Consider the following 19,783-nt stretch of genomic DNA (forward strand, 5'->3'; position numbering starts at 1 on the left):
TTTTTTATGTTGCGCGCCCCTGCACAGTCATAAAAAAGGACCCGCAAGCTGCGGGTCCTTTCTAGGCACTAAATTGTAGGCCGAATGTTAGTCCAGGTCGTCGGCAGCGAAGTTGTCGATCGGGGCGAAGGGATCGGCCACGGGGACAACCGGGTCAGCGACGGGCAGCGGCTCGGCAGGAACAGTCACCGCAGGAGAAGCGGCGGAACCGACCGGCGTGGAGGCCATGAGGTCGGCCGGGAAGGAGTTCTGGGCATCGTCCATGAAGTGCTGGATAAGCTTGAGATACTCGGCCTTGAACTCCTCACGGGAAGCCTTGAGACGATCGATCTCCTCGAGCTCGGCCTGCTTCTCGGTCAGAGCTTGGCGGATAACCTCGCGTGCCTTGGCGTCAGCCTCGTTGCGAATACGCTCAGCGTTCTCATTGGCATCGTTGACGATGGTCTCAGCGGTCTGCTGGGCAGCGATCAGGGCAGCGGAAATCTGGCGCTCCTGAGCGGAGAAGTCAGGGGCGGGAGCAGCCACGGGGGCGGCAGGAACGGCCTGGGCGGTGGCATCCTGAGCTTGGGCAAGCTGAGCCTGCGCATCGGCAAGCTGCTGCTCGGTAGCAGTCAGACGACCCTTAAGGTCGACGATCTTAGCGAGCATAGCGTCAACCTCGGAGGACAGCGTCTCCAAGAAGACGTCGACCTCAGCAGGATCGTAGCCACGCTTGGCCTCAGAGAAAGTCTGAGCCTGGATGTCTGCAGGGGTAATAGCCATAACAAGTCTCCTTTTTCATCGCCTCGGCGCTACACGCCCGACGTAAGTTACTAAGTCAGTTCTACACGAGTATACCTATAAGAAGCTGCAGAACCAGCCTCTGCACCAACTGCAACGCAATAATCGCAACGACCGGCGAAAAATCGATACCGCCCATCGGCGGGATGAAACGACGGAACAGGTTGAGCCACGGACCGCACACGCTATCAAGCACCGCGGCAATATCCTGAAGCAAACCACCCTGCTTCATGGGAATCCACGTCATAAAGCAGTAGACGACAATGAGCGTGGAATAGAAGTTGAATAGCGTGTTGACCAGCTGGACGATAGTGTAGATGTTGATGGGAATCTCCTCGTCTTGTCTTTACTTAAGGTAGCCGTCGGCACGAAGCTTCTTGAGATCGGAATCTTTGACCTCGCAACCGGCGGGCAGCACCATGAACACGCGGTCGCCCACCTCCTTGACCGTGGCACCCAGACCGCAGGCAAAGCCGTAAGAGAAGTCCAAGACGCGCTTGGCAACTTCGGTGCGTACGCCCACAAAAATCAGTGCGACAGGCTGCTTGGTGCGAACGCGGCGCACCACGGTCTCCACGTCGTCATAGCTCTCGGGGCGCAGGACATAGGCCGGCAGCTGCGGCGTGGCGTTGATGATATTGCTCGCATAGGCCGAGGCATCGCTCGGTGCAGGCGCGGGTGCAGCGGCGGCACGGGCGCGGGTATTCTCGGCGTAGCTCGACGGCGTGTCATAGGCACCAGGACGATAACCGCTCGCAACACTGTCCTGCGAGCGCGAAGGCGGGTTATACGTCGTGGCATGGCGGGAGTCATCGCCGACCAGCTGACCGGAGCGCGTATACACGGCAACCGACTCAGCTTCACCGCGGCGCGTCTGGCCAAGCAGGCCGTTGCTCGGCTCGTCTTGGGTGTAGAAGCCCTCGCCCGAAGCACCACTGTAGCCGTTGTTCTGATAGCCATCGTCGTAGCCGTCATCGTAGCCGTAGTCGTCGTCCTGGCCATAACCCTGGTCGTAACCCTGCTGGCCGCCCAGGTGCATCTTATTTTTAATCTCGTCAAGGAAGCCCATGGTTGTGTCCTCTCGCGGTTTAGTGCAGGCGCCCCGATAATCAGTGCGCACTTCAGAGCCTTATTTTACTGCAAACTCCGGGCTAAATACTACCCTGCCCAGGCGAACGAGCGTAGAGCCCTCCTCAAGGGCAGACTCAAAGTCCTCGCTCATACCGCAGGAAAGCTCAGGCAGGTTCAAATCGGGATGCGCCGCCTCCAGCTCATCCCTCAGCTCACGAAGCCCCGCAAAGGTGCGGCGTGCCACATCCTTATTCCCCCGGGGCGCCATAGTCATAAGCCCCTGTACGCAAATTCCCTCAAGTTCTGCAAGCTCACCCGCGGCGGCGCGAATCTCATCGGGTGAAAAGCCTCCCTTCGACTCCTCACCACTCACATTGACCTCAATGAGCACACGCTGGGGGCCGACGAGCTCGCCTGCCTCAATCTTGCGAACAGCACGGCTCGAGATCGCCTGCGCCAGATGCAGCGAACCCACCGAGTGAATCAGCTCGGCTGAGCCCAGCACCGCATTGATCTTATTGGTCTGCAGGTTGCCGATCATATCGAAGCGCACCTCGGGCAGCTCCGGATGCTCCGCCAGACCCGTGAGCTTGCGAACCAGCTCCTGCGGGCGGTTCTCGGCAAAATGGCGATACCCCGCCTGGATGGCGGCAACGGTCTCATCGACACCAACGGTCTTGGACACGGCAATGAGGCTCGCGGCGTCGTGGGGACGGCCCGCGCGATCGAGCGCCGCATAAAAACGTTCCAGAATCTGCTCGCGGCGAGCGCGCATCAAGTCCAAATAGTTATCCATTGCCAATCGCCTCCGCTGACAGCCAAACAAGTAGTCCCATGCTAACGCAAGAGCGCGGCCCCGCATGTGCAAGGCCGCGTTCACTTAGGTATTTACAATCTTTCGACGAACGGGGTTACTTACTCCTCGTCGTCCTCGCCATCGTCCTCATCCTCAAGATGATCGAGCAGGTAGCGAAGACCCTCGCTGACCTCGTTAACGGGCACCTTGGCAACGTAGCGTGCATCGACGGCGGGCCTCATGATAACACCCTCGCCCGAAGGCACGCGCATGCTCTCGAGCTCATCCTCATCAGTGCAGGCGATATCACCGGCAGTCATACGCTGTCCGGTCAACAGGAAGGTCAGACGGCAGGCGGCATCGATGGAAATCGAGGCGATGCGATCGAGATAGCGCGATACCATGATGGCGCGGCGCAGGTCGTCATAGTTGCTGTCGTCGTCCATAAAATCGCCCGTGTCCATGCGGTTAAAGGTGCGGAAGAACTTCTCGTAGGCGGCGTGCACTGGCTCGTCCTCGACGGCCAAGTTGCAGATGATGGACATGTCGTTGGTGACGAGCGCAGAAAGCGAAGAGCCCAGCACCTGGTAGACGGCCTCAGCCTCGGCCTCGACCGTGCCGACAAGCTCCTTGGGCAGCGAGATGTCGGCCTTGATCATATGACGCGTGGCGCGGCAAATCTGGCGAACCTTATCGGTCATGCGCTGCAGGTTAAAGTCAACGTAGATGATCGTCTGCAGCAAGCGGAAGTCGGAGGCGACCGGTGACTGCGTGGCAATCAGGTTGTAGCAGACGGCCTCCAGGTTGGCGCAGCGTGCGTCAATCGAAAGCGTGCGCTTCTTGGTCTTGGTGGCGAGCTTGCGGTCGTCGGTCACATAGGCCTTCACGGCATCGTGGAGGGCCAGATCGACGGCCTCGTAGATGCTCAGCATCTCGTGACGGGCCTCGATGAGCTGACGGGAAAACAGTTTGCGCATGGTTCACTCCAATCAGTTGGGTGCGGTCATGCCGCCCGCACAGTGAATACGCACCGGACCAGATCCGATCGGCTTGGGACTAGTCGCACCGATCAGCCAAAGCGGCCGGTGATATAGTCTTCCGTCCGCGAGTCCACCGGGCTGGTGAAGATCGCGTCGGTTTGACCATACTCGATGAGCGTAGCGGGCTCGCCGGCAACTTCCTGCAAGAAGAATGCGGTGTAGTCGCTAATGCGAGCTGCCTGCTGCATTGAATGCGTGACGATGATGATCGTCATCTCGGGCGCCAGCTCGGCCATCAGATCCTCGACCTTAGAGACGGACGTGGGGTCGATGGCGGAGCAGGGCTCGTCCATCAGAAGGACATCGGGTTGCACCGCAAGCACGCGCGCGATGCACAGACGCTGCTGCTGACCGCCCGAGAGCGCCAAACCATCCTTGTTGAGCTGATTGGATACCTCTTTCCAGAGGTTGGCGCGCTTGAGCGATTCTTCCACGATGTCATCGAGGTCGCTTTTGCTAGTCACGCCCTGCAGACGAGGGCCAAAGGCGACATTCTCGTAGATGGATTTGGGAAACGGGTTGGGCTGCTGAAAGATCATGCCCACGCGACGACGGAGATCGACCGGATCGACACCCTCGGCATAGATATCGTTGCCGTCGAGCGTCATGGTGCCCTCGACGCGCGTGCCCTCAATCAGGTCATTCATGCGGTTGATGCAGCGCAAAAACGTCGACTTGCCGCAGCCCGAAGGGCCAATGAAGGAGGTGATGGCGTTTTTGGCGATGTTGAGGTCAAGCCCCGTCAGCGCATGAAAGTCACCGTACCAAAAGTTGAAATCCTTGGCCGTAATGGCCGCTTGCTCCAACGCGGGAGCGGACTGATAAACGGACATGGGACTCCTTAACTAGCGACGCTTGCGCGACAGGAAGCGCGCAAACAGGTTGAAGGCCAAAATGATCACCATCAGCAAGAGCGCGGTGCCGTAGGCTGCGTTCATGTTGATGCCGTCGTTGGCAAGCAGGTACAGGTGAACGGTCATGGGACGACCGGAATCGAGCGGCGAAATAGGTAGATTGATGGCCTGGCCCATGGTGTAGAGCACCACGGCGGTCTCGCCGATGGCACGGCCGATGGCAAGGACGATGCCCGTGGCAATGCGGCCAAAGGCCGAAGGAAGCACGATCTTGGAGACGACCTGCCACTTGGTAGCGCCCAGGCCGTACGCGCCCCAACGGATATAGCGCGGAACGGCGCGAATGGCTTCTTCGGTGGTGCGCATGACGATGGGAAGCATCAAGAGCGCGAGCGCCAGAGCGGCCGAGACCATCGAAAGGCCCAGGCCCATAGCCTCGACAAACAAGGCGTAGCCAAACAGGCCCATAACGATGGAGGGCACCGAGGCCAAAGCGTCAGCAGCGTAGCGAATGAGCTCGACGACCTTGCCCTGCTTGGCGTACTCGGCCAGATAGACGGCTGCCAGCACAGCGATCGGCGTGCAGATAAGCATGGCGAGCGCCGTCACGTAGACGGTCGAGACGATCGTGGGCCAAATTCCGCCCTCGGCGTTGACGCCCTGGGGCCAACCGAAGATAAAGTCGAGCGAGATGTGTGGCAGGCCGTTGATGACCACGTAGGCGATGATAGCGACCAGCACCAGCGTGGTGATGTAGGCAGCGGCACGAAACACGCCAAGCATGATCTTGTTGGACAGGTCCTTGTTGATGCGGCCCTTCTTGCCGTGGGAAAGGGCACGCTTGATGCGCTCGCGCGACGAGGTCGTATCGACCGTCGTGTCAACGGAATCGGACATAGCCTACCCCCTCTTCTTCTTGGAAATCAGACGGACGATACCCACCAGCATGGCGGAGATGATAAACAGGACCACACCCATGCCGAACAGCGCCGAGCGGTGCAGACCCGAGGAATAGCTCATGTCGAGCGCAATCTGGCTCGTGAGCGTCGAGATGGGGCTCGCAATGCTGTCGGGAATAACCGGGGCGTTACCTACGACCATGAGCACGGCCATGGTCTCGCCGATGGCACGGCCCATACCCAGCACGATGGCATCAACGATACCCAGCTTCGCGGCAGGTAGCACGACCTTATAGATGGTCTGCCACTTTGTGGCGCCCATGGCATACGATGCCTCGCGAATGCCCATGGGAATGGAATTGAGAGCATCGATGGTGAGCGTGGTGATGGTAGGGACGATCATGATGGCGAGCACAAACCACGCCGTCAGCGCACCAAAACCAAGGCCGCCGGTCAGTTGTGCGATAAACGGGCGGATGATGATCATGCCAAAGAAGCCGTAGATGATGGAGGGTATGCCCGCCAGCAGGTCAACGGCGGGGCTGATGAGCTTGCGCACGCGCTTGCTGGCAATCTCGACCAGGTAAACGGCCGTACCCACGCCCAGCGGCACGCCCATGGCGAGCGCACCGACGGTCACCAGACCCGAGCCGGCAAGCAGCGACAAGATGCCGTAGTGGCCCTCGGAAGGCGCCCACGTAAAGCTAAAGAAGTCAGCCAGACCGATGTCAGTAAAGACGGGCAGCGCCGAGTACGTGGTAAAGACAAAAATCAGGATGACGGTAACGACCGCCAAGAACGCGCAGGCAAAGAAGATCCACTGCAGCGCCTTCTCCTTGATATAGGTACTGCGCGATACGAGCGCCAGCTCGCGCTTCTTGGGCGTCTGAACATTCTGCTCAGTCTGGGAGTTTTCCTGTGCTTCCATGCTACTCACTCCCCTTCTCGTCGTTGGTGACGGGAATAAAGCCCGCCTCGCGAATCTGCTTGTCCATCTTTTCGGACGTCACATAGTCGATGTAATCCTGCGCCTGCTGCGAAGGCACACCCTTCACAAAGAAGTAAAGGTCGCGCGAGATGGGATAGCCGCCACTCGCGACCGTCTTCTCGGACGCCTCAACATGATTGACCGAGACGGCCTTGACCGAGGTCTTGGCGTTGAGGCTATCGACGAAGCCCAGCGAAATGTAGCCGATGGCCCCACGCGAACGAGATACCACGTCGCGCACCTGGCCCGTACCCGAAAGAACAGCCGAGCGGCGATCGAACGGCGTGCCATCCATCACGATGGTACGGAAGGCCTCGCGCGTACCGGACGCCTCGTCTCGGTTGATGACCTGAATCCTCAGGTCCTCGCCACCGACCTCTTTCCAATTGGTAATCTTGCCGGCGTAGATATCGCGGAGCTGCTCGGTCGAGAGGTTATCGACGGGGTTGTCGTCGTTCACGATGACCGCAATACCGTCGTGGGCAATGACGATGGGAGTCAGGCCCAGATCCTGTTCGTCGGCATTGAGTCCACGGGAGGAGCTGGCGATATCGGCCGTGCCGGCGCTGACGGCCTCGATCCCAGCGGAAGAACCCAAACCGGAAACGAGCACGTCGATGCCGGTCTCCTCCTTAAAGCCCTCGGCCGCAATCTCGGCGATAGGAAGGCAGGTCGTGGAGCCGGCAACGGTAATGGAAGAGGTAGAAGATCCCGAAGAACAGGCGCACAGCGTAAGCGTAAGCACAGCGGCGCTCAGAACCGATACGATCTTTCTCATAGCATCACGCCGATCGCAGCATGGCGCCCACAGGTGCCGTCCTCGTTACGGTAGGAATAAAAGCGGTCGTTCTGACGCACGGTCGAAAGCTGGGTATCCACGATATTATCCGCGTCGACACCGACATCTACCAGCGCCTCGCGAATGGCAGCGGAAAGATCAAGCATGCGAGAGGTATTCGCATCGATGCAAGAGAACTCGGCGGCAAAGCGATCCATGAGTTCCTGGGATACCTCATATTCGTCACCCAAGATATGGGGGCCGATATAGGCGGAAACGTCGCTCGCATCGCAACCGGCAGCATCGCAAAGCGCCTGGCACGCCTTGGCGGAAATACGTGCAATCGTGCCCTTCCAACCGGAGTGCACCACGGCAAATCCGCCGGGGGCCACCAGCACCACGGGAACGCAGTCGGCAAAGCAGAGCAGCACGGGCACGTTATGCGCCGTGCAGACGATGGCATCACAGCCCTCGGCAATCTGCTCGCGAACGTCCTCAAGGTCATCGGCGCCGTTCGAGGTCACCGCAACGATATGATCACCATGGACCTGATTGGGAACGAGCAGGTTGTGCTCGCACTCGGCGGCACCCATAGCCTCGAGCGCACGACGACGATTTTCTTGAACAGCAAAGGGGTCATCGCCAACATGCGAGCCCAAGTTGAGTGAGGAGTACGCATCTTCGGAAACGCCACCGGCGCGCTCGGTGAAGGCAAAGCGAACATCGGATGTCGCGCCCTCCACCAACGTAACTCCATCATGGTCGACACGCGAAACTTTGTCCGCACGTGCTGCCATACTAAAGCCTCCTAATAACACAAGTACCGCGGCATCGCCGCTACAGCCCGCGTTTATACGGCTGTCATACTTCTCTAAAAGGATACCTGCTGCGCTGGAGGCAATCGTAAAGGGAACGTAAAGAGATTGGAGGTTCTAGTTTACAAAGTCGAAATAAAAAGGGCGCGTCCATACGGACACGCCCCTGCGCACAACAATGCAAAGAACGACTTAGAAGCTACCGCGCTTCAGGAAGTCGGGAAGCTCGAACTGATCGTTGCCGAAGTTAGGAAGCTCGGTGCCACCGACGTTGCGGGTCGGAGCGGCCTGAGCCGGGCTGGTGGCCGGAGCGGTGCGCTGCGGCTCAGCGGAGGCAGCGGCCTTGCTCTGAGACTGCTGAGCAGCAAAGAGCTCGTCCTGACGGTTGACGTTGGAGTCGGAGAAGCCCGTAGCGATGACGGTGATACGCACCTGATCGCCCAGGGACTCGTCGACAACGGTACCGAAGATGATGTTGGCCTCGGGGTCGACGGCGTTGGCGACAACGTCGGCGGCGTCGCTGATCTCCTGGATGCCCAGGTCCTTGGAACCGGCGATGGAGAGCAGCACGCGTGTGGCACCATCGATGGAGCTCTCGAGCAGCGGGCTGGAGATGGCCTGCTGGGCAGCGTCGACGGCACGGGTATCCCCAGAAGAGGTACCGATACCCATCATGGCGGTACCGGCCTGCTTCATGATGGTCTTAACATCGGCGAAGTCCAGGTTGATGATACCGGGGACGGTGATGAGGTCGGTGATGCCCTGGGTGCCCTGGGAAAGGACGCCATCGGCAATCGCGAAGGCCTCGAGCATGGTAGTCTTCTTCTCGGCGATGTCGAGCAGCTTATCGTTGGGGATGACGATCATGGTATCGACGCAATCGGAGAGGGTCTTAATGCCCTCCTCGGCGCTCTTCTTGCGCTTGCGGCCCTCGAAGGTGAAGGGCTTGGTCACGACGGCGACGGTCAGTGCGCCGACCTCGTTCATCGCGATATCGGCAACGATGGGAGCAGCGCCGGTACCGGTGCCACCGCCCTCGCCGCAGGTGATGAACACCATGTCGGCGCCAGCGAGCGCCTCGGCAATGTCGTCGCGGGACTCATCGGCAGCCTTGCGGCCAACCTCGGGGTTGGCGCCGGCGCCCAGGCCGCGGGTAAGGTCGGTGCCGATGTGCACCTTGATATCGGCATCAGAGATCGCGAGTGCCTGAGCATCGGTGTTGATGGCAACAAACTCGACGCCGCGGATGCCCTCTTCGATCATTCGATTGACCGCGTTGGTACCGCCGCCGCCGACGCCGACCACCTTAATGACGGCAAGGTAGTTGTTGATCTCTGTCTCGTGCATGTCGGTCCTCCGAACAAAGGTTATAGCCATAGCATGGGTCGACCCCTGCGCACATTAACCTTCAGGTTGAAAGTAAATGCAAAGGTAAACCGTATTATGGTTGCACATTATGAACGTATCAGTCAAATAATTGACCGTGAAAACCAAACAAACCAGATAAACGGCGTGGTATGGCCACTCAACAAAGCATCAACCAGCGCTATGAGGTCGGAGCATTCCTAAATGTGTAGTTGCCCGGAGAGCGCACATTGATATACGTTACGCCCTCTACCTGCGAAAGCAACTTGGTGACTACGCGTTCCTTCTTGGCGATATCGTCCGAATCGCCCAGCGACACCTCAATGCCGTTATTGAGGTTTGCCGAGATGGCTTCGACCGAAGGCGTGGAAATATCCTTGACTTGTCCCAAGAACTCGCTCGAAAAACCACGCACATAATCCAGGCCGGCCTTAACGGCCTTGGAGCTCACCGCCTGGCCGGAAACTGGAGCGACATCCGCCGAGACATCAGTCAGCAACACCGCGCCATAGTGCTTAGCGAGCGCCAGTGCGGCATCGATGCCGGTCAGGGTATTTGAGCCCTGCCCTGTCGTGATGACGTTGCCCTGGTCGTCCACTTCGACCGACGTCGACAGCGGGGCGATCCAGGTGTCATCATCCCCGATGGCCCAGGCTAGGTCATCGGAGCTGATATAGGCAATTGCGATGACCTTGCGCTCCATAGGCGTAATGATGAGCGTATGCGGGAACTGACGCTGAACATCCACGCCCGAGACCCACGGGTTCTGCTTGAGGTCCTCGGTAATCTGGTCGGGATCGACGTTAAAAAGCGACGTTCCCTCGGGCAAATCGATCAGCTGGATAGCATCGTGCTTCGTCACATGCTCGCTGCCTTGAATCTGAATATCAGTGGCGGTAAACAATCCAGAGTTAATCACCACGATGGCAACGACGACGAGCACGGCCAAGACGGCCAGAACGCCGCCCACGATTTTGCCTTTGCCTGTAACGACAGAAGCGGCGTCTGATGTTTTATTTGCCATCGCCCCAAGTGAAGACAACGGGTTGACGCCTTTTTTACCCGAAGGCTTCTTGGCGGTAGCCGGCACCGATGTCAGCGAGCGCGGTTTCGATGCGCCCAGCGTGCGACCTGGACGCGGCGCTTTAGTTCCCGTCGAGGGCTTAGGAGTTGCCATGGGACGGGCAGGTTTGGCGCCCATAACAGGCTTTGACGTCACCGAGGGACGCGAGGACTTTTTTGCGGCCGGACGATTACCGAGCTGCGAGCCGACGACCGGACGACTGGTCTGTCGAGCATGCCCGACAGACTTAGAATGCGCGACGGTATTGCGTTGAGGTTTGGCAGGCGCGCCGGAACGCCCTCCGGCGCGGCGGAAGGTGGGTTTCGATGCTCTAGAAGCCGAGGAATTTAACTTCCGGTCTGAGCTCGATGCCATACGCCTCCCTCACCTTTCCGTGCACATGTCTGATAACCGCGGCAACGTCATCGGCCGAGGCAGTTCCGTTATTAACGATAAAATTAGCGTGAACGGGCGAAACTTCCGCGCCGCCAATCGAAAAACCCTTTAATCCACAATCCTCGATAAGCTTGCCCACACTCGCATCGGGAGGGTTGCGAAAGACCGACCCGCAGGATGCGCGACCCATGGGCTGCGTACGCTTGCGCCTCGTCAGGTACCGCTCCATGCGCTCGCGAATGTCGGCCTTGGGCGCCGGTTTAAGCTTGAGCACGCACTCGAGGATAATCTCATTGCGGGGAAGGCTACATTCGCGGTAGCCCCAAGTGATCTCGGACCCCGCATAATGTTTGATACCGGATACCGGGTCAAACGTTACGACATCCTCAACCAGCGAGCCAATCCACTCGGTCCGTGTGCCGGCATTCATAGATATCGCACCGCCGACCGAGCCAGGGATGCCAACGGCAAACTCAAGGCCCGAGAGGCTACGCGACAGGGCATCGTTGACCAGGCGCGCAAACATCACGCCCGCACCGACCGTCAGCGTACAACCGTCATCGGCAACAACCGTGCGCTGAAACTCACGTCCGAGCGAAATGACGGCGCCGCGATAACCGCCATCGGCAACCAGCAGATTGGAGCCCTTGCCGATGATGACCCACGGCACCTGCTCGCGATCGAGCACCGCCACGGCGCGGCGAAGAGCATGATAGCTATGGCACGTCACAAAGAGGTCGGCCTTGCCGCCGATACGATAACTCGTATGACGCGCAAGGCGCTCGTCCTCGATCACATCCGTGTCGATCATGCCCGAGAGCGCCATGACGGCGTTAAACAGACCCATTAGACTTAAGCGTCTTTCTTGGCAGTCAGATACTCGATAAACTCGGGACCGACGGTCGTAACGTCACCGGCACCCATGGTGAGCAGCAGGTCGCCCTCGCCCACCATCTGCTCGAGCTCCTGATTGAGCTCAAGACGGCTGGAGCAGTACACGACCTCCTTGCCAGGATGCTTGGCGCGCACGGTATCGGCGAGCATCTTAGAGGTGACACCCGGAATGGGCATCTCGCCAGCCGAGAACACATCAATCAGCAGCAGTTTATCGGCATTGGCAAATGCATCGGCAAAGTCGTCGCACAGGGCCTGCAGGCGCGAATAGCGGTGCGGCTGGAACACGACGTCGACGTGCTTGTAGCCCAGCGACGAAGCGGCAGCAAGCGTCGCCTTGATCTCGGTGGGGTGATGGCCGTAATCATCGATCACGGTGATGCCATCGATATCGCCCACGTGGGTAAAGCGGCGGCGAACGCCCTCAAAGCTCGAGAGCGCCTTGGCGGCGGCGTCGATGTCAAGGCCCAGGACATGGGCGACGGTGAGCACCGCCGTGGCGTTGAGCATGTTGTGGCGACCGGGATTGCTCTTGATCTCCACGGCATGTTCAGTGCCATCCTCAAAGCGAACGATAAAGTCACTCTGGATGCCCTTGACATCCGGGTGCATGCAGACGATGTCGTTGCTCTCGGCAAAGCCGTAGGAAAGCACGTGACGGCCCGTCGACTTGGCGAGCTCGACCAGATGCGGGTCCTCACCGCAGACGATGACGGTGCCGTCCTCGCCCACCAGGCTCATGAATTTGGCGAAAGTTGCCTCGATCTCCTCGATACCCGAGTAGTGATCGAGGTGGTCGGCCTCGACGTTGGTCACAATGACTACGTTGGGGTTCAGGAACAGGAAGGAGCTGTCGGACTCGTCGGCCTCGGCGACAAAGTAGTCGCCCGAGCCGTTCTTGCCGTTCGTGTCATAGCCCTCGACGATGCCGCCGATCAAGAAGCTCGGATCCAGACCCATGCGGTCGAGCATGGTGGCGCACATCGAAGACGTGGTAGTCTTGCCATGCGTGCCGGCAACAGCGACGGTGGTGTAGCCGTGGCCCAAAGCAGAGAGCATCTTGGCACGGGGCCACACGGGAATACCAAGCTCGCGAGCGCGCACGAGTTCGGGGTTGGACTCCGGAATAGCGGTGGAGACAACAACCACGTCGGGCTTGACCTCGTCGATCGTGGCGGCCTCATGGCCCACATGCACCTTCACGCCAGCGCGGGTAAGCTGGCGGATATAACGTGACGTCTTAAGGTCGGAGCCGGTAACGGCATAACCGCGCTCGTGCAGAACGAGGGCGATGCCGCTCATGCCGGCGCCGCCGATACCGATAAAGTGGGCGCTCTTAAACTCGGGCGCGGAGGTTGCAGTCTGGGAATCAGCCATGTGCTCGTGTACTCCTTGCGTAAACACTGCCTGTAACCCATTAACTGTACCGCACCTACCGCATCAGCGCGAGGGCGACCGACGATATCCCGTCTAACTAACGCAAACCCTCTACCGCATCCGCCAGAAGAGCGGCGGCCCTATCCTGAGCCAGACCACGCGCCGCCTGACGCATGGCGTCGCGCGCCGCCGCGTCATCGACCAGATGCAGCAGCTCATCGGCAAAGGCAGAACCGTCGATATCGGCATCGGCGCAGAGCACGCCGGCCCCGGCGTCGACCAGATACCGGGCATTGGTGGTTTGGTGGTCGGCCGTCGCATGCGGATACGGCACGAGCACTGAGGGCACAGCGAGCGCAGCGATCTCGGCCACGCTCGATGCGCCCGAACGCGAGAGCACCAAATCGGCAGCAGCCAGCATATCGCCCATGTTGTCGATGTAAGGCTGGACGCGGTAACGCTTCGCCTCCTCGGGCGTCAGCGCCAAAGCGCGCTCGGTCTCCTCAAAGCCGTCGGCACCCGTCGAATGCAACACATAGAGGTTCTTGCGCGAAAGCAGCTCGTTTTTGAGCGAGACCACGCGCTCGTTGAGGTGCTGGGCGCCAAGTGAACCGCCAAAGACGAGCAGCAGCGTAGCGTCCTCGGGAACGCCAAGTGCCTTGCGGCCGCGAGCGCGATCGCCCTCGATCACCGAGCGACGTACGGGGTTGCCGGTCATGAGCACGTGGTCAGGGTCACCTTCGCGCTCAAAGACCGAACGCGCTGCCGGCACCGAGATGCACACGCGGGCGGCGTGGGAGTTCATCATCTTGTTGGCCAGGCCCGGAACAGAGTTCTGCTCATGCAGCAGATACGGAACGCCTGCGTCCTTGCACCACCCCAGCAGTGGAACCTCGACATAGGCACCAAAACCGATGGCGGCATCGGGCTTGCCGACCTTTGAGAAATGACTGGCGATCGCACGCTTGGCCTTGTTGACACGCCACAGCGAGGTCAGCGCCGTCCAAGGGCGGGAGCGGTCGAAGCCCGTGACCGTAATGGGCACAAAATCAAACCCAGCCTCGGGGACCAGACGACCCTCGAGCTTGCGCGACTGGCCCACGAACACAACGCGGTGGCCACGGTCACGCAGCTCTTCGGCCAAGGCGAGCGCGGGGTTGATGTGTCCTGCCGTGCCGCCGGCTGCAATAGCAACGGTCATTTTATCGGTCATGGTAGTCCCTTCGTACACGCGGTCCCTGGTCGTCGGTGCGCAGACGTGCCGACGGGTCCGAGTTCAAATCGATTCGATTATATCCGCCGCCCGCGTTGCGAGGGCTGGGGCGCTGCGGACGACCTTGCGGAGCCGTTCGCGGGCGTGGACGGGCTGCCGGCTCGGATGCAGAACCATCCAGAACGGTAAAGCCGCTACGCGAAGGTCGTTCACCGCGCACATGGGCCACGCCGGCGGTGCTCTCGTCCATAACGGCAAAGCTCTCACGGCGGCGGTCATACTCATCGCGGCGGGCGCTCTCGTACGAAACGCGCAGAATCAACCCGGCAAGCATAAGCGACACAATAATCGACGAACCGCCGTAGCTAATAAACGGCAACGGTTTGCCCGTCATGGGAAACACGTTGAGGATGCCCAGCGCGTTAATCAAAAACTGCACTGCGAGAATGACCGCGGAGCCAGACGCCATAAGCGCGCCCCGGCGATCGGTCGCCTGCTCGGCAATGCGAAACGCCGAGTAGATCAGCATCGCAAACACCAAGAAGAACAGCACGGTTCCGACAAAACCGACTTCCTCGCCAATGATGGCCAGGATGTAGTCATTGTGCGCCTCGGGCAGATACGAGTACTTCATGGTTGAGTTGCCGATGCCACGGCCGAACAGACCGCCCGAGGCAAAGGCCATAATGGCAAGCGTGGCCTGATAGCCGTCACCATACTCGTCGGCCCAAGGGTTCAAGGCAACCTGAATACGCACCATACGGTACGGCTCTGCAACAAGCGCAATCACGATCACGAGAATGCCGAAGATTAGCACGCCGAAGATAAATCTGGGGTCGAGACCCGCAAACAACGCCATGCACATGAGGGTCAACAGGATGATCAGGACAGTACCGAAATCGGGCTGGATAAAAATCAGAAAGAGCGAAATGCCCAGGTAGATGCCCATCTTGCGAAGGAATTCGTTGATGTTGCCACCGGGCGAAAAGAAGCGATCAAGCATGATGGCCGAATACGCAATGGCAAATGGCTTTAAAAACTCGGAAGGCTGGAACTGAATACCGGCGATGTTAAGCCAGCGCGTGGCGCCACGGCTGCCGCTGCCCACCAAGAACACCAGAAACAGTAGCCCTATCATGCCTATGAGGAAGATCCTGAGCACATCCTCCCCAAACCAGCTGTCCGGCAAAACGCGCACGATGGCAATCAGCGCCAGAACACCGACCACGGCAAACGCGGCCTGTCGACCCAGAAAAAACGTCGCCGAGCCATTCTCGTGCAGCGCCTCGACCGAAGACGCCGAGTACACCATCAGCAGGCCAAAGCATACCAAGGTAAACAAGCAGGCCATGAATATCAAACGGGGGCGCATGATACGGGCGGGAACGCCGGCAATATAGCGTTCGCCAAACGACTGCCCGCCGCGGCTGGAACGCGGTGTGATACGACGTGAGGAAGCACGGTCCGAGTCGGGCCTCCTCATACCTTGTCGGGGGCTCTCCTCTCTCACCGCAACCCCTATTCCATTTGTGATTTCGCTGCAGCGGCAAGCTGGGCCACGTAGTCCTTAAACACGCGGCCGCGCTCCTCATAGCCCGAGAACTCATCGAACGAAGAGCAGGCAGGAGAAAGTAAGATCACGTCACCACGGCTCGACAGCGAACGGGCGACGTCCACGGCGTCGCGTAGGTCATCCGCCTGGGCGATATCCACATCGCCATCGACATCGGCCTCGTCCATAGCGGCGGTGAAGCGCTCGCGCGCATCGCCAAAGCAGACGACCGAGCGCACGTTGTCCATAACGACGCGCGCGAAGTCCGTGAGCGGCGTGCCCTTATCGTGGCCGCCGAGCAGCAAGATCACGTCGTCATCGGGAAATGCCGTCAGTGCCTTCTCGACCGCATCGGTGTTGGTCGCCTTGGAATCGTTGACGTAGCGCACGCCGTCAATCTCGCCACACGGCTCCACGCGGTGCTCGAGCGGCTGGAACGAGTCAAGACCGCGGCAGACACCATCGACATCGGCACCGACCGCCAAGGCAGCCGTGGCGGCGCACAGGGCATTGATAACATTGTGATGGCCCGAGATCTTGAGCTCGGATGTAGCGATGAGCGGGGTCTCGACACCCTTCAGACGCACGATCATCTTGCCGTCGCGCACAAAGGCGGCATCCTCGCCCTCAGGCTCGTCAAAGGCAACCTTGCAGATGCGACGACTCGGCGTGTAGATGTACTCATCGAACTCGTGAATGCCGGCGTCTTCGACGTCGACAACCACCAGATCGTCATCGACCATATTGTCAAACAGTTTGATCTTGGCAAGCGCATAGTTCTTATGGCTCTTATGCCAGCCCAAGTGGTCGGGAGTGATGTTGAGCAGCACCGCCACGCGGGGGTGGAGCTCGGTTGTCGTAGCAATCTGATAGCTCGAGAGCTCAGCCACAAACCACTCGTTGTGGGCTCGGCCGTCAATCTCGTTGACCGGCGGCTCGCCGATGTTGCCGACAGCAACGCTGGCCTCGCCGGCAGCCTTAAGCAGATAATCAGTCAGCGACGTGGTGGTCGTCTTGCCGTTGGTGCCCGTGATGGCAATCCAGTTATCGGGCGACAGGCGATAGGCAAACTCGGGCTCACCCATAATCTGGGCGGCATGCTCGCGCCCGGCCTTAAAGAAGCCCGAGAACTCCGAGATGCCCGGGCACGTCACGCATACGTCATAGGCGCCCTCGACCTGTTCGGTCCCATAGACAAACGACGCACCAGCAGCCTCGAGCGCACGCGTGGCGTCATTGGGCTCAGAGGTGCCACCGCCATACACGGTAACGGCACTTACGCGCTCGGGATGTGCCAACGCCCAGCGGGCGACATCGAGACCGGATTTGCCCTGACCCAAAACGAGCAGGCTAAAGACATCAGCAAGAGACATGAAAGACCACTATCCCAACTGGAAGAACAGAGCAAGGCCAACGGCACCAAAGGCCGCAGCGATAATCCAAAAACGGATGACGACCTTGGTCTCGGCCCAGCCCTTCTTTTCGAAATGATGATGGATGGGCGCCATAAGGAAGACGCGCTTGTGCGTAAAGTGGAAGTAGACAACCTGAATCATGACCGACAGGGTCTCAACGATAAACAGGCCGCCGATGATGAGGGAGACGACCTCGGTGTTGGTCATGATGGACGTGCAGGCAAACGCGGCGCCCAGGGCAAGCGAGCCGGTATCGCCCATAAAGATGCTCGCCGGATAGCAGTTGAACCACAGAAAGCCCAAGCAGGCACCGGCACACGCGGTGCAGAAGATGGACAGGTTCACGTCTCCGTGCAAAAACGCCATGGCAGCCATGGCGAGCATGGCAATCATGGAGGTGCCGCCAGCAAGACCGTCAAGGCCATCGGTCAGGTTCACGGCATTAGAAAGACCGGCGATCATCAGCCAGCAAAAGACAATGTAGAGCCACGGGAACGAAAGGCCACAGATGGTGGTCGAAAGAACACCGAGGTCAATCGTCAGGCCGCCGGGAAAACGAATCTCGGGGGCGACGCCGCACCAGTTGACGGCAAGTACCGTAAAGGTGACACAGATAATGGTTAGGCCGATCATCTTGGCATGGGGCGTCAGACCGAGCGAGCGCCCATGCGTAACGGAGGTCAGGTCGTCGATCAGGCCCAGCACGCCGGTCGCCAGCGTGGCGAGCAGCACGAGCACGAGCTCGGTGGTGAGCTTGCCCATCAGCAGGCAGGTCAGCGAGATCGCGACGAGGATGACAACGCCACCCATGGTGGGCGTTCCCTGCTTAACCAAATGACGCTTGGGGCCGTCGGCACGAACCTGCTGGCCGATACCCTCGACCTTGAGCAGCTTGATCCACCACGGCATGAGCAGCAGCGCAATGGCAGCGGCGATGCCAAGCCCCAAAAAAGCCTGATACGTTGGATACGAGGGATTGCCGAACATGGGCTAGCACACACCTTCCACAAAGCGGTCGAGCTCAACAAAGCGGGAACCCTTGACCAGTACAACATCATGTTTTTCAAGCGCGCCGCCCATGCGGTCGAGCACCTGCTGATAATCGGAGAACACCTGGATGCGGTCCTCGTCCATGCCCATCATGCGCGCGGCATCGGCCATAAGCTGGGCCAGCTCACCACCCACGCACGCCAGCATGTCGAGCTTCTTGGCGGCGGCATAGGCGCCCACGAGCTCATGCATGCGAGGAGCCTCATCGCCCATCTCGCCCATCTCGCCTAGGATCGCCATACGAGACCCCGTGCACGAAAGCGAGCACAGCAGATCGAGGCCAGCAGCCATAGATTCGGCACTGGCGTTATAGGAATCGTCGATGACGCGGGCACCGCTCTTGGCGCGCTTGATCTCCTGGCGGTGACCGGTGATCGTGAGGCCTCTAAAGGCAGCATCGATCTGCTCGGGCGTCACGCCCAGGCGATAGGCAACTGCGGCGGCCTTAACGGCATTTGGGACGGACTGCACGCCGGGGATGGCAAGCATGGTATCGGTCGTCTCACCCTGGCCAAAATCGAGCGTAAAGACCGGACGGCCCTCGTCATCAACACGAATGTCGCGGGCACGGACCTCATCATCGTCCGAGACGCCGGCCAGCATCACGTCGATACCAGCAGGCTGGGCGAACGTATCGCGAATGAACGGTGTATAGTCGTCCTCGCCGCCCAAAACCAGCAGCGGCAAGAAGTCGCCGGCGGCGCACATACCCTGGACAATCTCGGCCTTAGCGCGGGCGATGTTCTCGCGGCTACCCAAAATGCCGATATGAGAGGTACCAATCTTGCTCACGATGGCAAGGTTGGGATTGGCGGACTGGGACAGGCGCTCAATCTCGTGGAAATGGTTCATGCCCATCTCGAGCACCAGGACCTCGGTATCGGCCGGAGCGGAAAGCACCGTGAGCGGCATGCCGATCAGGTTATTGAAATTGCCCTTGGTGGCCCAGACACGATAGCGCTTGGCGAGCACGGCGGCGAGCACGTCCTTGGTCGTCGTCTTGCCGATGGAACCGGTAATACCAACGACCAGGCAGCCAAGCTCCAGACGGTACGCGTGCGCCAAACGCAGCAGAAACTCCTCGGGATCATCGGTCAGCAAGATGGCACAGCCCTTGTCCTGCGCCAGCGAGACCAGCTCGGCCTCGGGCTCACGCGTCATCACGACGGCGCCGGCACCCGACTGGACGGCACGGGAAGCAAAATCATTGCCGTCGACGTTTTCACCGGGAAAGGCGACGAAAATCGTCCCTTCCTCGACCTGGCGCGAGTCGATAACGCACCCGCGGCATACCCGATCGGCTTCTCCCGTCACGGTTCGGGCCCCTGTTGCGGCCGCGAGGTTGTTGACGGCGATCTCTATCATTGCAGCTCCCCTGTAAACCTAATAATGCTATCGGCGTATTGTATCCCAGCGCCGCACATGCGTGGTGCAGGG

19 protein-coding genes are annotated in these 19,783 nt (G+C 59.8%); all 19 read right to left on the reverse strand.

What is annotated here, in order from left to right; all coding sequences use genetic code 11:
* Positions 1–87: 87 nt before the first annotated feature.
* The 19 genes from ACESUZ_RS03890 to ACESUZ_RS03980 all read right to left on the reverse strand — a co-directional run bounded on the left by ACESUZ_RS03890 (position 88) and on the right by ACESUZ_RS03980 (position 19,711).
* Positions 88–762, reverse strand: coding sequence for a DivIVA domain-containing protein (locus ACESUZ_RS03890; protein ID WP_006234242.1), 675 nt, complete (start codon positions 760–762; stop codon positions 88–90).
* A 61-nt stretch (positions 763–823) separates the two neighbouring features.
* Positions 824–1,111 (reverse strand): YggT family protein, encoded by a 288-nt coding sequence (locus ACESUZ_RS03895; RefSeq protein ID WP_040358293.1) that lies wholly within the window; start codon positions 1,109–1,111, stop codon positions 824–826.
* Between the two features lie 15 nt (positions 1,112–1,126).
* Positions 1,127–1,849 (reverse strand): cell division protein SepF, encoded by a 723-nt coding sequence (locus tag ACESUZ_RS03900; protein WP_006234245.1) that lies wholly within the window; start codon positions 1,847–1,849, stop codon positions 1,127–1,129.
* 60 nt (positions 1,850–1,909) lie between these two features.
* Positions 1,910–2,647, reverse strand: coding sequence for a YggS family pyridoxal phosphate-dependent enzyme (locus ACESUZ_RS03905; RefSeq protein WP_117746754.1), 738 nt, complete (start codon positions 2,645–2,647; stop codon positions 1,910–1,912).
* 119 nt (positions 2,648–2,766) lie between these two features.
* Positions 2,767–3,624, reverse strand: coding sequence for a phosphate signaling complex PhoU family protein (locus ACESUZ_RS03910; RefSeq protein ID WP_006234247.1), 858 nt, complete (start codon positions 3,622–3,624; stop codon positions 2,767–2,769).
* 92 nt (positions 3,625–3,716) lie between these two features.
* Positions 3,717–4,520, reverse strand: coding sequence for a phosphate ABC transporter ATP-binding protein PstB (gene pstB, locus ACESUZ_RS03915; RefSeq protein WP_006234249.1), 804 nt, complete (start codon positions 4,518–4,520; stop codon positions 3,717–3,719).
* A gap of 12 nt (positions 4,521–4,532) precedes the next feature.
* Positions 4,533–5,438, reverse strand: a complete 906-nt coding sequence (pstA, locus tag ACESUZ_RS03920; RefSeq protein WP_006234250.1) for a phosphate ABC transporter permease PstA — start codon at positions 5,436–5,438, stop codon at positions 4,533–4,535.
* Between the two features lie 3 nt (positions 5,439–5,441).
* Positions 5,442–6,368: a phosphate ABC transporter permease subunit PstC gene (gene pstC / locus ACESUZ_RS03925; RefSeq protein WP_346964906.1), complete on the reverse strand. Its 927-nt coding sequence runs from the start codon at positions 6,366–6,368 to the stop codon at positions 5,442–5,444.
* A 1-nt stretch (position 6,369) separates the two neighbouring features.
* Positions 6,370–7,206, reverse strand: coding sequence for a phosphate ABC transporter substrate-binding protein (locus ACESUZ_RS03930; protein WP_022094493.1), 837 nt, complete (start codon positions 7,204–7,206; stop codon positions 6,370–6,372).
* Positions 7,203–8,003: a purine nucleoside phosphorylase YfiH/LACC1 family protein gene (locus ACESUZ_RS03935; protein WP_138374476.1), complete on the reverse strand. Its 801-nt coding sequence runs from the start codon at positions 8,001–8,003 to the stop codon at positions 7,203–7,205. Before ACESUZ_RS03935 ends, ACESUZ_RS03930 begins: the two co-directional genes overlap by 4 nt.
* Before the next feature lie 210 nt (positions 8,004–8,213).
* Positions 8,214–9,368 carry a cell division protein FtsZ gene (gene ftsZ, locus ACESUZ_RS03940; RefSeq protein ID WP_022094491.1) on the reverse strand — a complete coding sequence of 385 codons (1,155 nt, stop codon included), beginning with the start codon at positions 9,366–9,368 and terminating at the stop codon, positions 8,214–8,216.
* A 199-nt stretch (positions 9,369–9,567) separates the two neighbouring features.
* On the reverse strand, positions 9,568–10,410 hold the full coding sequence (locus ACESUZ_RS03945; RefSeq protein ID WP_117746957.1) for a cell division protein FtsQ/DivIB: 843 nt from the start codon (positions 10,408–10,410) through the stop codon (positions 9,568–9,570).
* 370 nt (positions 10,411–10,780) lie between these two features.
* The gene (gene murB / locus ACESUZ_RS03950; protein ID WP_138339765.1) at positions 10,781–11,692 is read right to left on the reverse strand and encodes a UDP-N-acetylmuramate dehydrogenase; all 912 of its coding nucleotides are present in this window, start codon (positions 11,690–11,692) and stop codon (positions 10,781–10,783) included.
* Between the two features lie 5 nt (positions 11,693–11,697).
* Positions 11,698–13,116, reverse strand: a complete 1,419-nt coding sequence (murC, locus tag ACESUZ_RS03955) for a UDP-N-acetylmuramate--L-alanine ligase (RefSeq protein WP_215694146.1) — start codon at positions 13,114–13,116, stop codon at positions 11,698–11,700.
* A 97-nt stretch (positions 13,117–13,213) separates the two neighbouring features.
* Entirely contained in the window at positions 13,214–14,329 is a 1,116-nt protein-coding gene (gene murG, locus ACESUZ_RS03960; protein ID WP_373198608.1) for an undecaprenyldiphospho-muramoylpentapeptide beta-N-acetylglucosaminyltransferase, read from the reverse strand.
* Positions 14,319–15,680: a putative lipid II flippase FtsW gene (gene ftsW, locus ACESUZ_RS03965; RefSeq protein ID WP_373198609.1), complete on the reverse strand. Its 1,362-nt coding sequence runs from the start codon at positions 15,678–15,680 to the stop codon at positions 14,319–14,321. The genes murG and ftsW overlap by 11 nt, the downstream gene beginning before the upstream one ends.
* A 167-nt stretch (positions 15,681–15,847) precedes the next feature.
* Positions 15,848–17,254, reverse strand: coding sequence for a UDP-N-acetylmuramoyl-L-alanine--D-glutamate ligase (gene murD / locus ACESUZ_RS03970; protein ID WP_373198611.1), 1,407 nt, complete (start codon positions 17,252–17,254; stop codon positions 15,848–15,850).
* Between the two features lie 9 nt (positions 17,255–17,263).
* Positions 17,264–18,283, reverse strand: coding sequence for a phospho-N-acetylmuramoyl-pentapeptide-transferase (mraY, locus tag ACESUZ_RS03975; RefSeq protein WP_006234262.1), 1,020 nt, complete (start codon positions 18,281–18,283; stop codon positions 17,264–17,266).
* A gap of 3 nt (positions 18,284–18,286) precedes the next feature.
* Complete coding sequence (locus ACESUZ_RS03980; RefSeq protein ID WP_373198613.1) at positions 18,287–19,711, reverse strand: UDP-N-acetylmuramoyl-tripeptide--D-alanyl-D-alanine ligase; 1,425 nt, start codon at positions 19,709–19,711, stop codon at positions 18,287–18,289.
* Between the last annotated feature and the right edge of the window lie 72 nt (positions 19,712–19,783).

It is taken from the genome of Collinsella aerofaciens ATCC 25986 (genome assembly GCF_964239575.1).
Classification (GTDB): Bacteria; Actinomycetota; Coriobacteriia; order Coriobacteriales; family Coriobacteriaceae; genus Collinsella; species Collinsella aerofaciens_BQ.

What these genes read in the sequence shown, in the direction of transcription:
- ACESUZ_RS03890 (WP_006234242.1), bottom strand. Translation starts at nt 762, where the DNA reads ATGGCTATTACCCCTGCAGACATCCAGGCTCAGACTTTCTCTGAGGCC.
- ACESUZ_RS03900 (WP_006234245.1), bottom strand. Translation starts at nt 1,849, where the DNA reads ATGGGCTTCCTTGACGAGATTAAAAATAAGATGCACCTGGGCGGCCAG.
- ACESUZ_RS03905 (WP_117746754.1), bottom strand. Translation starts at nt 2,647, where the DNA reads ATGGATAACTATTTGGACTTGATGCGCGCTCGCCGCGAGCAGATTCTG.
- ACESUZ_RS03910 (WP_006234247.1), bottom strand. Translation starts at nt 3,624, where the DNA reads ATGCGCAAACTGTTTTCCCGTCAGCTCATCGAGGCCCGTCACGAGATG.
- pstB (WP_006234249.1), bottom strand. Translation starts at nt 4,520, where the DNA reads ATGTCCGTTTATCAGTCCGCTCCCGCGTTGGAGCAAGCGGCCATTACG.
- pstA (WP_006234250.1), bottom strand. Translation starts at nt 5,438, where the DNA reads ATGTCCGATTCCGTTGACACGACGGTCGATACGACCTCGTCGCGCGAG.
- pstC (WP_346964906.1), bottom strand. Translation starts at nt 6,368, where the DNA reads ATGGAAGCACAGGAAAACTCCCAGACTGAGCAGAATGTTCAGACGCCC.
- ACESUZ_RS03930 (WP_022094493.1), bottom strand. Translation starts at nt 7,206, where the DNA reads ATGAGAAAGATCGTATCGGTTCTGAGCGCCGCTGTGCTTACGCTTACG.
- ACESUZ_RS03935 (WP_138374476.1), bottom strand. Translation starts at nt 8,003, where the DNA reads ATGGCAGCACGTGCGGACAAAGTTTCGCGTGTCGACCATGATGGAGTT.
- ftsZ (WP_022094491.1), bottom strand. Translation starts at nt 9,368, where the DNA reads ATGCACGAGACAGAGATCAACAACTACCTTGCCGTCATTAAGGTGGTC.
- ACESUZ_RS03945 (WP_117746957.1), bottom strand. Translation starts at nt 10,410, where the DNA reads ATGGCAAATAAAACATCAGACGCCGCTTCTGTCGTTACAGGCAAAGGC.
- murB (WP_138339765.1), bottom strand. Translation starts at nt 11,692, where the DNA reads ATGGGTCTGTTTAACGCCGTCATGGCGCTCTCGGGCATGATCGACACG.
- murC (WP_215694146.1), bottom strand. Translation starts at nt 13,116, where the DNA reads ATGGCTGATTCCCAGACTGCAACCTCCGCGCCCGAGTTTAAGAGCGCC.
- murG (WP_373198608.1), bottom strand. Translation starts at nt 14,329, where the DNA reads ATGACCGATAAAATGACCGTTGCTATTGCAGCCGGCGGCACGGCAGGA.
- ftsW (WP_373198609.1), bottom strand. Translation starts at nt 15,680, where the DNA reads ATGGCCTGCTTGTTTACCTTGGTATGCTTTGGCCTGCTGATGGTGTAC.
- murD (WP_373198611.1), bottom strand. Translation starts at nt 17,254, where the DNA reads ATGTCTCTTGCTGATGTCTTTAGCCTGCTCGTTTTGGGTCAGGGCAAA.
- mraY (WP_006234262.1), bottom strand. Translation starts at nt 18,283, where the DNA reads ATGTTCGGCAATCCCTCGTATCCAACGTATCAGGCTTTTTTGGGGCTT.
- ACESUZ_RS03980 (WP_373198613.1), bottom strand. Translation starts at nt 19,711, where the DNA reads ATGATAGAGATCGCCGTCAACAACCTCGCGGCCGCAACAGGGGCCCGA.